The sequence below is a fragment of the Aquabacterium sp. genome (assembly GCF_021768455.1).
GTDB lineage: Bacteria > Pseudomonadota > Gammaproteobacteria > Burkholderiales > Burkholderiaceae_C > Aquabacterium.
The window spans coordinates 1-13807 of the sequence record NZ_JAIZVX010000118.1; the positions used below are offsets into that span (position 1 = coordinate 1).

The window sequence follows — 13807 nt, forward strand, 5'->3', positions numbered from 1 at the left end:
TCATCGAGGTCTTCCTGGAACCAACGTGCCCGTTCTCGGCCAAGGCGTTCAGCAAGTTGGAAGCCCTGTTTTCGGCAGTCGGTCCAGAAAAAATGACCTTGAAAATCCGACTTCAATCTCAACCCTGGCACACATTTTCATCGGTGGTGTGCCGAGCTGTGCTGGCCGCAGCACGCCATGACGGGCTCAATGAACAGACGAGACTGAACGCACCCTGGAAGGTTCTTCAGGCTGTGTTTGCCCACCGCGAAGCCTTTGTGCTGGAAAAACACGCCACCGGGCCCAATCTCGACCAATCGCCACGCGACGTGCTGAGGTTGATCGAAAAGCTCAGTGGCGTGCCCGTGGTCGAGGCCTTCCAGGAACCCAGCCTTGACGTCGACCTGAAGTGGCATGCACGGTACGCCCGCCAAAACGGCATTCACGGCAGCCCCAGCTTCATGGTCGATGGGCTCCTGGCCGCCGACATCAACAGCGGCGACGAGTTGAGCGTCTGGCTCGACAAGATGAAGCTGGCCTGAAGCGCCAGGTTTTGCGCCAAGTGCAATGGACTTTCGGGCAGCAGGACACGGGGATCCGGAACGTTCAAACCCCGTGAGCTCGGGGTTGTGAGTGCATGACGCGCTTCCCACAATCGCGGCCAACAAGCAAAACGACGCAGGGAAGTCCCATGAACCACCTCCAGGCACTGGCCCCAGCGGCCGTGACCACCGCCCTGCCCGCCTTGGCGCGGCAGACGGCCCACTTTCTCTGGTGCACGCTGGACGCCCAGGTCCAAACACCCTGCTACTTGGGCGAGGTGAACATCGCCCCCCTGCTGCTCGACACCATCCAACTCATGGAGGCGGCTCGCCCCCTGGCCACCCTCGTGTCCGTGCTGGCCGTCTCGGCCCTGGTCTGGCGTGATCGCCATGGCTGGCTCGGCTGGCCACGCCGCCTGGGTCGCTGGCTGCAGGCGCGCGGCCCGGCAAGGCGCACGGGCTGAGATCTGTCGCCCTCTGTTCGCCCCGTCAACCTGCGGCGAGCCAACCTGCCAGTTCGGCGGCCGATCGCACGCCCAGCTTGGAAAACACCCGGGCGCGGTGCACCTCCACCGTTCGCACGGCGATGTGCAGATCGTCGGCGATCACCTTGTTGAGCTTGCCTGCTGCCACGCGGGTCATGACCTCGCGTTCGCGCTCGCTGAGGCTGGCCAGGCGGGCCTCGCGTTCCACGCTTCGGGCGTCCTGTGCGTAAGAAGCCGCCTCCACGGCCAGCGCCTGTTCGATGCGGTCGACCAGGGTGTTGTCGCTGTAGGGCTTCTCCAGGAAATCGAACGCGCCCTTCTTCAGCGCCTCGACCACCATGGGAATGTCGCCATGGCCACTCAGGAACAGCAAGGGATTGCGGATGCCCTGTGCCACCAGGGCCTCGTGCAGGCGCAGGCCCGACATGGGCTCCATGCGCACATCCAGCAGGAACACACCACGCACCGGCGCCGGCACCGCAGCGAGGTGCGTCAGCAGCGCAGGGCCACCGTCAAAGGCGTGCACCAGCAAGCCGCGCGAGCCCAGCAAAAACACCAGTGCGTCGCGCACCACCGCTTCGTCGTCCACCAGGTAGACCACACCACTGCCCACCGTCCCTGTCCCGTTCATGCCTGTGATTCCTTGTCTGTTGCATCCTGGCCTTCTTCCGCAGCCGTACCCACCGGCAGGCTAAAGTAGAGGCTGGCGCCGCCCGATTCGCTGGGTTCGGCGCCCAGCACCCCGTAGTGCAGTTCGATGATGGAGCGGCAGATGGCCAACCCCATGCCCATGCCTTCGGGCTTGGTCGAGTAAAACGGCGCGCACATCGCCTCGATGCTGCGGCCGTCCAGGCCCGGCCCGTTGTCGCTCACCGTCACCCGCACCTCGTGCTCGCTGCCCTCGTCGTCCAGCAGGGTGTCCACGCGGACCCTCACGTGCCGCTCACCAGGGCTTTGTGCCAGCGCATCGCAGGCGTTGCGCACCAGGTTGATCACCACCTGTTCCAACAGCACGGCGTCGGCCACCAGCGGCGGCAGGCGTGGCGGGATGTCGATGTGCAGGTGCACCTCCTGTCGAGCGATGTCGCGCTTGAGCAGTGCCACCGCCGAATGGATCAGCGCCGGCAGGTCGCAAGGCTCCAGCTGGGGCTCGCGACGGGTCAGGAACTCGCGGATGCGCTTGACGATGCGGCCCGCATGGCCTGCCTGTTCGCCCATGCGCTGCATCGCCTTGATCAGCTGCGGGTCGGTGTCGGCTCGCGCATTCAGGGCATTGAGCACACCGGCGTTGTAGCTGGCGATCACCGTGAGCGGCTGGTTGAGTTCATGGGCGAGCGTGGAAGCCACCTCCCCGAGCATGGTCAGGCGCGCATGGTGGGCCATGGCCTCCATCTGCTTGCGCTCGCGCTCTTCCAGCTGCTTGCGCTCGGTGATGTTGACGATGGAGGCCATCCAGCCGATCTGGCGCCCCTTGGCGTCGACCAGGGGCGCCTCGAACACCATCACGTCGACCGTGCGGCCATCACGGTGCTGCCAACGGGACTCGTAGCCGTTGCGCGGTGCCTTGCCGGCCATGTTGCGCAGGTGGCGGGTCATGCTCTGGTCATCGTCCGGCACCCAATAAGGCATGGGCGGCAGGAGGCCCACCAGTTCCTCGGGCTGCCAGCCCACCATGTCCGCCATGGTCTTGTTGACGTAGATGAGACGGCCATCGAGGTCGCGCGCACGGATGCCGACGGCCAGTGAATCCTCCATCGCGGTGCGCCAGGCCGCCTCGGTGCGCCAGGCCTCTTCGGCCCGCGACACGCCCCGCATCTGGCGTCGCAGCATGTGGCTGGTCAGCAGCACCAGCACCACAAAACCGCCCATCAGCACCATGGGCAGCGAGCGCCACCAGGGCGTGATGCGGTCCCGCGCCGAGAGCTCGAGCCAGGCTTGCGGCATCGAAGGCCCCAGAGGCACACGGTACCAAGCCTGCTGCGGCAGGCGCGGGCCCTCCACCGTCGAGGCGATCACTTCATCGGATTCGTCCACCAGGCGGATGTCGTACTTGCTGACCAGCCACCAGGGCATCTTCTGGCGCAACAACGCGGCCGCGGAATACCGGGCCACCAGCACCCCACCCAGATGCTGTGGGTTGCCTCGGCGCCAGCTCACGGACAGGTGGCCGGCCAGGCCTGGATCGTCGCTGGGCAGGCGGGCATCGCGGTCGGGCGGACTCGCCCCCTCGGGCACGTGCGCCAGGATCCGACCGGCCTCGTCCAGCCAGGTCACACTCACCCAGAAGCGGCGAAGCCCCTCCAGCACAAGGGGCTGGCGCGCAAAGGCCTCGCGGTCCATCTCTGGGTGGCGCTCCAGGGCCTCGGCAAGCAAGCGCAAGCGAGCCAGTTCGGCATCCAGCCGGATGTTGATCTGCGACTCCAGCGAGAGCGCATCCGAAATCATCGCCGCACGTTGGGCCTCCAGGTCGACCACCTCCTGCTTGCGCAACCAGCCCATCACACCCAGCACGAACATCACCGTCAGCATCAGCGGCCAGGCCCACAGGCCCGGCATGGGGCCGATCGGCATCCCCAGCAGGCGAAGACGGGGTTTGGGGGGCAAGGCCAGTGCCGGGCGCGGCGGCACCTGGACAGGCGGGCTCAAGACAGGATCCTCATGGGGCGCAAGCATCGCCAGAGTCTAGGCGCGAGCCCTACTGGTTTACCCTTGAAACAGGCCGAAATGGGTCCCAAATGTGGAACTCCACAATGGCTCGCCCTGAAAGCAAACGGGAACAATCCGGACACCAAGACCGACAACACCGGAGCCCCCATGACCCGCCTTGCTACCGCCCGTCTGCTGCGCCGCAGCCTGCTGACCCTGGCCGCCACCGCCGCCATGCTGCCTGCCGCGTTTGCCCAGTCGCCCATCGTCATCAAGTTCAGCCATGTGGTCGCGACCGACACCCCCAAGGGCAAGGCCGCCGAGTTCTTCGCCAAGCGCGCGATGGAGCTGACCAAGGGCAAGGTCAAGGTCGAGGTCTACCCCAACAGCCAGCTCTACAAGGACAAGGAAGAAATGGAAGCCCTGCAACTGGGCTCCGTCCAGATGCTGGCCCCGTCCCTGTCGAAGTTTGCGCCCCTGGGCGTGAAGGAATTCGAGGTTTTCGACCTGCCCTTCATCTTCGATGACTACAACGACCTGCACAAGATCACGCAAGGCCCCGTGGGCGCCAACCTGCTGAAGAAGCTGGAATCGCGCGGCATCACCGGCCTGGCCTACTGGGACAACGGCTTCAAGGTCATGTCGGCCAACAAGCCCCTGAAGTCGGTCGAAGACTACAAGGGCCTGAAGATGCGCATCCAGTCCTCCAAGGTGCTGGACGCCCAGATGCGCGCCATCGGCGCCCTGCCCCAGGTGCTGGCCTTCTCTGAGACCTACCAGGCCCTGCAGACCGGCGTGGTCGATGGCACCGAGAACCCGCCCTCCAACCTCTACACCCAGAAGATGCACGAGGTGCAGAAGCACCTGAGCATCACCAACCACGGCTACCTCGGTTACGCCGTCGTCGTGAACAAGAAGTTCTGGGACGGCCTGCCTGCCGACATCCGCACGGCCCTGACCAAGGCCATGGCCGAATCCACCAAGGTCGCCAACGACACCGCCTTCCAGGACAACCAGGATGCCCTGGCCAAGGTCAAGACGTCGGGCAAGACCACCATCTACGCTCCCGGCCTGGCCGAACGCTTCCTGCTGAAGAAGGCCATGATCCCGGTGCACAAGCAAATGGCCTCGCGCATCGGCGACGAAACCATCCAGCAGATTTACAAGGAAACCAACTTCGACCCGTCGAAGCTCTGATTCCCACGTGGGTTGACCTGCACCAGCCCACGCCACGGCGTGGGCTTTTTTTGGCCTCTGTCGGGAGACATGGGGCCCCACACAACGAGGAGAGACCACATGAAGTGGCTTGATCATCTCGAAGAATGGCTCATCACCTTCTTCATGGGCGCGGCAACGCTCATCATCTTTTTCGCCGTGCTGCACCGCTACCTGGTGGGCGTGCACACCCCCCTTCAGGACTGGCTGCTGACCATCGACACGTCCTGGGCCCAGGAAGCCACCATCTACCTCTTCGTGTGGATGGCCAAGTTTGGCGCCGCCTATGGCGTGCGCACCGGCATCCACGTCGGGGTGGACGTGCTGATCAACCAGTTGTCCGAACCCAGGCGCAAGGCCTTTGTGCTGTTCGGCCTGCTGGCCGGCGCCGTGTTCACCGGGATCATTGCCACCATGGGCGCCAACTTCGTTTGGCACAACGGTGCCAACTGGGCCTTCCACCACGCCTTCGACCTGGACATGACCGACCTGATTGAAGGCCCGACCACGCCCGACCTCGAGTGGCCGACCTGGATCATCTACATGGCAATTCCCCTTGGCTCCTCGCTGATGTGCTTCCGCTTCATCCAGGTGGCCTGGAACTTCATCCACACGGGTGAACTGCCCCACCACGACCACGGCCACGTCGACGGCCTGGAAGAAGAAACCAACAAGGCCTGAGGAGCGCCCCCATGAACGGCATCATCATTTTCGGCGTGCTGCTCACGCTGATGCTCACGGGCATGCCCGTGTCCATCTCGCTGGGCCTCACGGTTCTGACCTTCATCTTCGGCTTCACCCAGGTCCCTCTGGAATCGGTGGCACTGAAGCTCTTCACCGGCATCGAGAAGTTCGAGATCATGGCGATCCCCTTCTTCATCCTCGCCGGCAACTTCCTCACCCACGGTGGGGTCGCCAAACGCATGATCAACTTTGCAACCAGCATGGTGGGTCACTGGCATGGCGGCCTGGCGCTGGCTGGCGTGCTGGCTTGTGCGCTGTTCGCGGCGGTGTCGGGCTCCTCGCCCGCCACGGTGGTGGCCATCGGCTCCATCCTGCTGCCGGCGATGACCAAGGCAGGCTTCCCCAAGAGCTTTGGCGCGGGCGTCATCACCACCTCGGGTGCACTGGGCATCCTGATCCCGCCGTCCATCGTGATGGTGATGTACTCGGTGTCGACCAACACCTCGGTGGGCGCCCTGTTCCTCGCAGGCGTCGTGCCTGGCCTCATGCTGGCCTTCCTCCTGGGCCTGACCACCTGGTGGCGTGCCCGCAAGTTTGGCTACCCCCGTCAGCCCAAGGCCACCTTCGCTCAACGCGTCAAGGCCCTGCGCGAGTCCTTCTGGGGCCTGCTGCTGATCGTGGTGGTGATGGGTGGCATCTACACCGGCATCTTCACACCGACCGAAGCCGCCGCCATGGCCGCCGTCTATGCCTTCGTGATCGCCGTGTTCGTCTACAAGGACATGGGCCTGAAGGACGTGCCGCGCGTGCTGCTGAACTCGGCCAACATGAGCGCGATGCTGCTCTACATCATCACCAACGCGGTGCTGTTCAGCTTCGTGCTCGCCAATGAGAACATCCCGCAGCAACTGGCCGACTGGCTGGTGGGCATGGGCCTGGGCCCCATCGCCTTCCTTCTGGTGTGCAACATCCTGCTGCTGGTGGCTGGCAACTTCATGGAGCCCTCCTCCATCGTGCTGATCATGGCCCCCATCCTGTTCCCGGTGGCCATCAAGCTGGGCATCGACCCTGTGCACTTCGGCATCCTGATCGTGGTGAACATGGAAGTGGGCATGTGCCACCCCCCGGTGGGCCTGAACCTCTATGTGGCCTCGGGCATCACCAAGATGGGCATCACCGAACTGACCGTGGCCGTCTGGCCCTGGCTGCTGACCATGCTGGGCTTCCTGGTGCTGGTGACCTACTGGCCCCCGCTCTCGCTGTGGTTGCCGCATCTGCTGATGAAGTGAGGTGAGCCTTCTCAGGCGCACGCCCCGGCTGTTGCGCCTGCTTACAAGCCCAGGTTATCCCTGCCGCCACGCAATAAATGTGTGCATTACACTTTTAAGCAGACCTCCCTGGGCCGCAAGGCCATTCACAGCCCCCTCTCGCAGGGGGCTTTTTTTTGCCTGAGCTCACAGGGCCTGACTTACAATTCAAACTGCTAGGAGAGAACCGACCTCGCGTTGGTCGCCGAAGGCGCAGGGCCGTCACCCGTGTTGGCGGGCGGCCCGAACGCTCAGGCAAAAGGACTGGCACACATGGCAGTGGCCTCAAAGCACCGTCATGTTCCTCACTGGAGAGAGCCTGGCGGCTTCCCTGCGCGCACGCAATGGGGTCAAAGCGAACCAGACCACCGAAGGGGCAAGCCCACGACGCCGCGGCCAGGTCGCAGCGAGGGGTCAATCTCTCAGGTAAAGCGGACAGCGAGGGCAACACCGTGTCACCACGGTTCGGGCGCAGCCTGGGCCGGTGTGGCGCGAATGATTTGTGCTTGCCCTCACCTCCGGCCTTGCCGCCGGCCATTGCCATGTCCGCTGACAACTCTGCCCCGCTGCTCACCACGCCCCTCCACGCCCTGCACATCGAACTTGGCGCCAAGATGGTGCCATTCGGTGGCTACGACATGCCCGTGCAGTACGCCACCGGCATCCTCGCCGAACACAGGCACACCCGCGCCGCAGCCGGGCTGTTCGACGTCTCCCACATGGGCCAGGTGCTCCTCAAGGGCGCAGGCGCCGATGCCGCGCTGGAAACCCTGGTGCCGGTCGACATCATCGGCCTGCCGGCCTTCAAGCAGCGCTACGCGCTCTTCACCAACAACGAAGGTGGCATCCTCGATGACCTGATGGTCACCCGCCGTGCCGACGACCTCTTCGTGGTGGTCAATGCCGCCTGCAAGGCGCAAGACATCGCCCACCTGCAAAGCAGGATCGGACACCTTTGCACCGTGCAACCGCTGCCCGATCAGGCCCTGCTGGCACTGCAAGGCCCCCAGGCCGTGACCGCCCTGGCCCGATTGAACCCAGGCGTGCAGCAACTCACCTTCATGACCGGCGGGCATTTCACGCTCGATGGCATCGACTGCTTCCTGACCCGCTCCGGCTACACCGGTGAAGACGGCTTCGAGATCTCTGTGCCGGCGGCCCAAGCCGAGCAACTGGCCCGCGCCCTGTTGGCCCAACCCGAAGTCAAGCCCATCGGCCTGGGTGCGCGGGACACCCTGCGCCTCGAAGCCGGCCTGTGCCTGTACGGCCACGACATCGACACCAGCACCACCCCCGTGGAAGGTGCCCTCACGTGGGCCATCCAGAAGGTGCGCCGCGCCGGTGGCGAGCGCGCGGGCGGCTACCCCGGAGCCAGCGTGATCGACGCCCAGTTCGCCGAAGGTGCCAGCCGCAAGCGCGTGGGCCTGGTCAGCACCGAACGCATGCCCGTGCGTGAAGGCGCCAAGGTCGTGACCGAAGCGGGTGAAGAGCTCGGTGTGGTGACCAGCGGCTCCCTGGGGCCGAGTCTCAACCAGCCCGTGGCCCTGGCCTACCTGCGCAGCACACACGCTGCCGTGGGCACGGTGGTGTTCGCCCTGGTGCGCGACAAGCGCGTGCCCATGACCGTCACCACCCTGCCCTTCGTGCCCAACCGATACCACCGCGGTTGAGCACCCACGGCGGCCGGGCTGAGATACTCACGCCCGTTCGGCACCCGATTCACTGAAATTCTGCACCCAAGGACTGCACCATGACCCTCAAGTACACCCCCGACCACGAATGGCTGAAGATCGACGCGGACGGCACCGCCGTGGTCGGCATCACCCACCACGCGCAGGACGCCCTGGGTGACGTGGTCTTCGTCGACCTGCCTGCCGTGGGCACCACCTTCGCCGCCAAAGATGTGGCTGGCGTGGTCGAGTCCGTCAAGGCCGCTGCCGACGTCTACATGCCCCTGAGCGGCGACATCCTCGAGGTCAACGAAGCCCTGCGCGACGACCCCGCCCTGGCCAACACCGACCCGCTGGGCGCCGGCTGGTTCTTCAAGGTCAAGCTGACCAACCCGGCCGACGCCGACGAACTGATGAGCGAGACGGCTTACGACGAACTCGTCAAGAACGCCTGACCTGCCTGCGTCTGCCCTGACTTTCGCTTCCTCTGCCTGATTGACCGATGCCCGCTGCGCCGCCTTGCCGCGCCGCGGGTCCTGCCGAACGCCCGCCATGCCGAACACCACCCTGCCCTCGCTCGCCGAGCTCGAAAACGCCTCCGAATTCCAGGCTCGCCACCTGGGCCCCTGGGAGGCTGAACAAGCCCACATGCTGAGCGTGGTCGGCGTGGCCTCGCGCCAGGCCCTGATCGACGCCATCGTGCCCGCCACGATCAAGCGCAGCCAGCCCATGGACCTGCCCGCGCCCGTGGGCGAGGCCCAGGCTCTGGCCGAACTCAAGGCCATCGCGCAGCAAAACAGGCTGATGCGCAACTTCATTGGCCAGGGCTACCACGGCACCCACACCCCGGGCGTCATCCTGCGCAACATCCTCGAGAACCCTGCCTGGTACACGGCCTACACACCCTACCAGGCCGAAATCTCGCAGGGCCGCATGGAAGCCCTGATCAACTTCCAGACCATGGTGACCGACCTCACCGGTCTGGCCATGGCCAATGCCTCCATGCTCGACGAGGCGACCGCCGCCGCCGAAGCCATGACGCTGGCCGCCCGCGGCGGCAAGAGCAAGAGCACCCGGTTCGTGGTCTGCCACGACGTGCTGCCCCAGACCCTCGAAGTGATCCAGACCCGCGCCAAGCCGCTGGGCATCACCGTCGACCTGGTGCACGCCGCGCAACTGGCCGAGCACCTGCAAACCCAGGACTGCTTTGCAGCCCTGATGCAGTACCCCGGCGTCAACGGCCAGGTCCGCGACCTGCGCCCCCTGATCGATGCCCTGCACGCCAAGGGCGCCCTGGCCATCGTCGCTGCCGACCTGCTGGCCCTGACCCTGCTGACGCCGCCGGGCGAACTCGGCGCCGACATCGCCCTGGGCAACACCCAGCGCTTTGGCATGCCCATGGGCAACGGTGGCCCCCACGCCGCCTACCTGGCCACCAAGGACGAATTCAAGCGTTCCATGCCCGGCCGACTCGTGGGCGTGAGCGTCGACAGCCATGGCAATCCGGCCTACCGCCTCGCCCTGCAGACCCGCGAACAGCACATCCGCCGCGAAAAGGCCACCTCCAACATCTGCACGGCGCAGGTCCTGCCAGCCGTCATCGCCAGCATGTATGCGGTCTACCATGGTCCTGAAGGCCTGAAGCGGATCGCCCTGCGCGTGGCCAGCCTCACCGCCATCCTGGCCAAGGGCCTGGAACAGTTGGGCCGCAAGCTGATCCACGACACCGGCTTTGACACCACCCAGGTGCTGGCCGCCGACCGCGACGCCATCCTCGCCGCCGCCGAAGCCCAGGGCATCAACCTGCGCGCAGCCAGCGCCGACACCATCGGCATCAGCCTGGACGAAACCACCACCCGCCAGGACGTCCTCGACATCCTGGCCCTGTTCGCCCAGGGGCAGTCCGTCCCGACCATCGACAGCCTGGAGCCCCACCTGAGCCTGCGTCTGCCCGCCGCCCTGCGCCGCAGCAGCCCCTTCCTGGCCCACCCGGTTTTCAACACCCACCACTCCGAAACGGAGATGCTGCGCTACCTGCGCGCCCTGGCCGACAAGGACCTGGCCCTGGACCGCACCATGATCCCCCTGGGCTCGTGCACCATGAAGCTCAACGCGACCAGCGAGATGATCCCCATCACCTGGCCCGAGTTCGCGCACATCCACCCTTTCGCCCCACGCCACCAACTCAAGGGCTACGACCTGCTCAACGCCCAGCTCACCGCCTGGCTCTGCCAGGCCACCGGTTACGCCGGCATCAGCCTGCAGCCCAATGCCGGCTCCCAGGGTGAATACGCCGGCCTGCTGGTCATCAAGGCCTGGCAGGACGCCCGCGGCCAGGGGCAGCGCGACATTTGCCTGATCCCCGAAAGCGCCCACGGCACCAACCCCGCCAGCGCCCAGATGGTGGGCCTCAAGGTGGTGGTCGTGAAGTGCGATGCCGACGGCAACGTCAACCTCGACGACCTGAAGGCCAAATGCGAACAGCACAGCGCCAACCTGGCCGCCGTGATGATCACCTATCCCTCCACCTACGGCGTCTTCGAGACCCGCGTGACCGAACTCTGCAAGCTGGTGCACGAACACGGTGGCCGCGTCTACGTCGACGGCGCCAACATGAACGCCCTGGTCGGCCTGGCCGGCCCTGGGGAGTTCGGTGGGGATGTGAGCCACCTCAACCTGCACAAGACCTTCTGCATCCCCCACGGTGGTGGCGGCCCGGGCGTCGGCCCCGTTTGCGTGGTCGACGACCTGGTGCCCTTCCTGCCCGCCCACCGTTCTGCCGGCCTGGGCACCGAAGTGCAGGTGGGCGCCGTGAGCGCCGCCCCCCTGGGCAACGCTGCCGTGCTGCCCATCAGCTGGATGTACATCCGCATGATGGGCGCCGACGGCCTGAAGGCCGCCACCGAAGTGGCCATCCTCAACGCCAACTACGTAGCCGCCCGCCTGGCCGATCACTACGACATCCACTTCAGCAGCGGCAGCACCCAGATCAAGGGCGGCGGCGTGGCCCACGAGTGCATCCTCGACCTGCGCCCCCTGAAGGACAGCAGCGGCATCGGCGCCGAAGACGTTGCCAAGCGCCTCATCGACTACGGTTTCCATGCCCCCACGCTCAGCTTCCCCGTGGCTGGCACCCTGATGGTCGAGCCCACCGAGAGCGAATCACAGGCCGAACTCGACCGCTTCTGCGACGCCATGATCGCCATCCGGGAAGAGATTCGCCAGGTTGAGGCCGGTGCCCTGCCGCGTGAGGACAACCCGTTGAAGAACGCGCCTCACACGGCTGCCAGCCTCATCAGCGGGGAGTGGACGCACGCCTACAGCCGCGACGTGGCCGCCTACCCCCTTGCCAGCCTGCGCAAGCAGAAATACTGGGTGCCCGTGGGCCGTGTCGACAACGTCTATGGCGACCGCAACCTCTTCTGCTCCTGCGTGCCGATGAGCGAACTCGCCTGAGATCGGTCTCGCCCAGAAAAAAAACCCACCGGTCAGGTGGGTTTACTCATTGCCAGCCCCGACGCAAAGGCCCACATTCACAGAACGTGTTTGAACACGGGCCGAATCGGGCTTCTCGGCCAACGCCCTTACCGAAGCCCCCATCAGGTGACACGCCGCCACGTCTGCGGCGCACCGACACAGCGGGCGGGTGCATGGGCAAACTGTTCAACCCTTTGTTGCGCTTCGGGTCCAGACTCGGCACGGCACCATCGCCGTATGGGCCGCCGCCGCAGCCCGCAGACCCGGATGCCATCCCCACATTCCACATGCCCGCCCTCGTGCGCGCCATGGAAAGCACGGGCGCAGGCATCTGGGAATGGGACATCCAGACCAACCGAACGCTGTGGTCTCCGGCAGTCTGGAAGCTCTACGGCCTGACACCAGGTCAACACACACCCTGCTACCAGAGCTGGGCCGACAGCATCCACCCGGACGACCGCGAAGCGGCCCAGCGCAAGGTCGCCGAGGCCGTGTCGCTGGCGCAACCCTTCGAGGTGGAATGGCGCCGCCACGGCGACCAGACCGCGTGGATCATGGCCCGCGGCCAACCCGACCACCGCCCAGACGGCCTGCATTACATCGGCATCGTGCTCGACATCACCGAGCGCAAACAGACCGAACAGGCCATCTGCGAGCACAACCAGACGCTGGAGGAGCGCATCGCCGAGCGCACCCAGGCCCTGGAAGACAGCACCCACATGCTGCAACACATCCTGGATGGCATCCCTGGCCTGGTCGGCTACTGGGACCAGAACCAGCGCAACCGCTTTGCCAACCGCGCCTACGGCGAATGGTTCGGGCAGCCGCCCGAAGCCATCAAGGGGCGCCATTTGCGGGAACTCCTCGGCCCCAGCCTCTACGAGCGCAACCGGGGCTACATCGAAGCCACCCTGCGTGGCGAAGCGCAGTGCTTCGAGCGGGATCTCACCAATGTCGCGGGCGAAACGCGCACCACCGAAGCCCATTACCTGCCCGATGTCATTGATGGCGAGGTCCGCGGCTTCCTTGTCATGGTCTTCGACATCAGCCAGGTCAAGCGCGCCGAGCAGGCCGCAGAGGCCGCCAACCAGGCCAAGAGCGAGTTCCTCGCCAACATCAGCCACGAACTGCGCACACCGCTCAATGCCATGTTCGGCATGGCCCAGCTCGGCATGCACGCCCACGAGGGCTCTCCCGCCGCACGCACCTTCCAGCAGATCCTGCAGTCTGGCCAGCACCTGATGACCCTCATCAACGACGTGCTGGACTTCTCGCGGATCGAAGCCGGCAAGATGCCCATCCAGCAAGGCGACGTCGACCTGGGCCAACTCATCGAACACGTCGTCACGATGAGTGCCGGCCGAGCCGAGGCCAAGGGCCTGATGCTTCGCCTGAGCGAAAGCCCCCAACTGCCGCGCCAGTTCACCGGCGATGCCACCCGCTGCGCCCAGATCCTGTTGAACCTGCTGGGCAACGCCATCAAGTTCACCGATCAGGGCATGGTGCAACTCGACATCGACCTCTGTGGCGACGCCCCCGACACACAGCTTCGCTTCACCGTGCGCGACACCGGCGTCGGCATCCCGCCAGAAGCCGCAGCCCGCCTCTTCCGCCCCTTCGAGCAGGCGCACCGAGACCAGAACCGCGACGACGGTGGCACCGGCCTGGGCCTGGCCATCAGCCAGCGCCTGGCGCGGCTGATGGGGGGCGACATCCAGTTCGACAGCACCTTGGGCGAAGGCAGCACCTTCACCCTGGTGCTGCCGGCCAGCTACCAGCCGCCGCTGCTGGCGCCGGCGCCG

Annotated in this window: 12 protein-coding genes and 2 riboswitches; of the genes, 10 read left to right on the plus strand and 2 right to left on the minus strand. The window is 65.7% G+C overall.

The window, feature by feature from the left end; translation table 11 throughout:
- From QZ994_RS14615 to QZ994_RS14625, 3 genes are all read left to right on the plus strand, one after another.
- The coding region (locus tag QZ994_RS14615) for a hypothetical protein (RefSeq protein ID WP_290873085.1) at positions 1-181 on the plus strand (181 nt) is incomplete at its 5' end.
- Between the two features lie 52 nt (positions 182-233).
- Entirely contained in the window at positions 234-521 is a 288-nt protein-coding gene (locus QZ994_RS14620; protein WP_290873088.1) for a hypothetical protein, read from the plus strand.
- A gap of 149 nt (positions 522-670) precedes the next feature.
- The gene (locus tag QZ994_RS14625; protein WP_290873091.1) at positions 671-985 is read left to right on the plus strand and encodes a hypothetical protein; all 315 of its coding nucleotides are present in this window, start codon (positions 671-673) and stop codon (positions 983-985) included.
- 25 nt (positions 986-1010) lie between these two features.
- On the opposite strand, the gene QZ994_RS14630 is transcribed toward QZ994_RS14625, so the two are convergent.
- Complete coding sequence (locus QZ994_RS14630) at positions 1011-1637, minus strand: response regulator (protein WP_290873094.1); 627 nt, start codon at positions 1635-1637, stop codon at positions 1011-1013.
- Positions 1634-3652 (minus strand): sensor histidine kinase, encoded by a 2019-nt coding sequence (locus tag QZ994_RS14635; RefSeq protein WP_290873097.1) that lies wholly within the window; start codon positions 3650-3652, stop codon positions 1634-1636. Before QZ994_RS14635 ends, QZ994_RS14630 begins: the two co-directional genes overlap by 4 nt.
- 234 nt (positions 3653-3886) lie before the next feature.
- Between QZ994_RS14635 and QZ994_RS14640 the strand changes: the two genes are divergently transcribed.
- From QZ994_RS14640 to QZ994_RS14670, 7 genes are all read left to right on the plus strand, one after another.
- Complete coding sequence (locus QZ994_RS14640) at positions 3887-4849, plus strand: TRAP transporter substrate-binding protein (protein WP_290873139.1); 963 nt, start codon at positions 3887-3889, stop codon at positions 4847-4849.
- 99 nt (positions 4850-4948) lie between these two features.
- Positions 4949-5548: a TRAP transporter small permease gene (locus QZ994_RS14645; RefSeq protein ID WP_290873100.1), complete on the plus strand. Its 600-nt coding sequence runs from the start codon at positions 4949-4951 to the stop codon at positions 5546-5548.
- Positions 5549-5559: 11 nt separating this feature from the next.
- Entirely contained in the window at positions 5560-6840 is a 1281-nt protein-coding gene (locus tag QZ994_RS14650; protein ID WP_290873103.1) for a TRAP transporter large permease, read from the plus strand.
- A gap of 185 nt (positions 6841-7025) precedes the next feature.
- A riboswitch (glycine riboswitch) is annotated at positions 7026-7135 on the plus strand.
- Positions 7136-7156: 21 nt separating this feature from the next.
- Positions 7157-7307: riboswitch (glycine riboswitch) on the plus strand.
- Positions 7308-7400: 93 nt separating this feature from the next.
- A complete protein-coding gene (gcvT, locus tag QZ994_RS14655; protein WP_290873106.1) occupies positions 7401-8528 on the plus strand; it encodes a glycine cleavage system aminomethyltransferase GcvT in 1128 nt (375 codons plus the stop codon).
- An 80-nt stretch (positions 8529-8608) separates the two neighbouring features.
- Entirely contained in the window at positions 8609-8983 is a 375-nt protein-coding gene (gene gcvH, locus QZ994_RS14660) for a glycine cleavage system protein GcvH (protein ID WP_290873130.1), read from the plus strand.
- A 97-nt stretch (positions 8984-9080) separates the two neighbouring features.
- Positions 9081-11984: an aminomethyl-transferring glycine dehydrogenase gene (gcvP, locus tag QZ994_RS14665; RefSeq protein WP_290873133.1), complete on the plus strand. Its 2904-nt coding sequence runs from the start codon at positions 9081-9083 to the stop codon at positions 11982-11984.
- Positions 11985-12292: 308 nt separating this feature from the next.
- A partial coding sequence (locus QZ994_RS14670) for an ATP-binding protein (RefSeq protein ID WP_290873136.1) occupies positions 12293-13807 on the plus strand: 1515 nt, incomplete at its 3' end.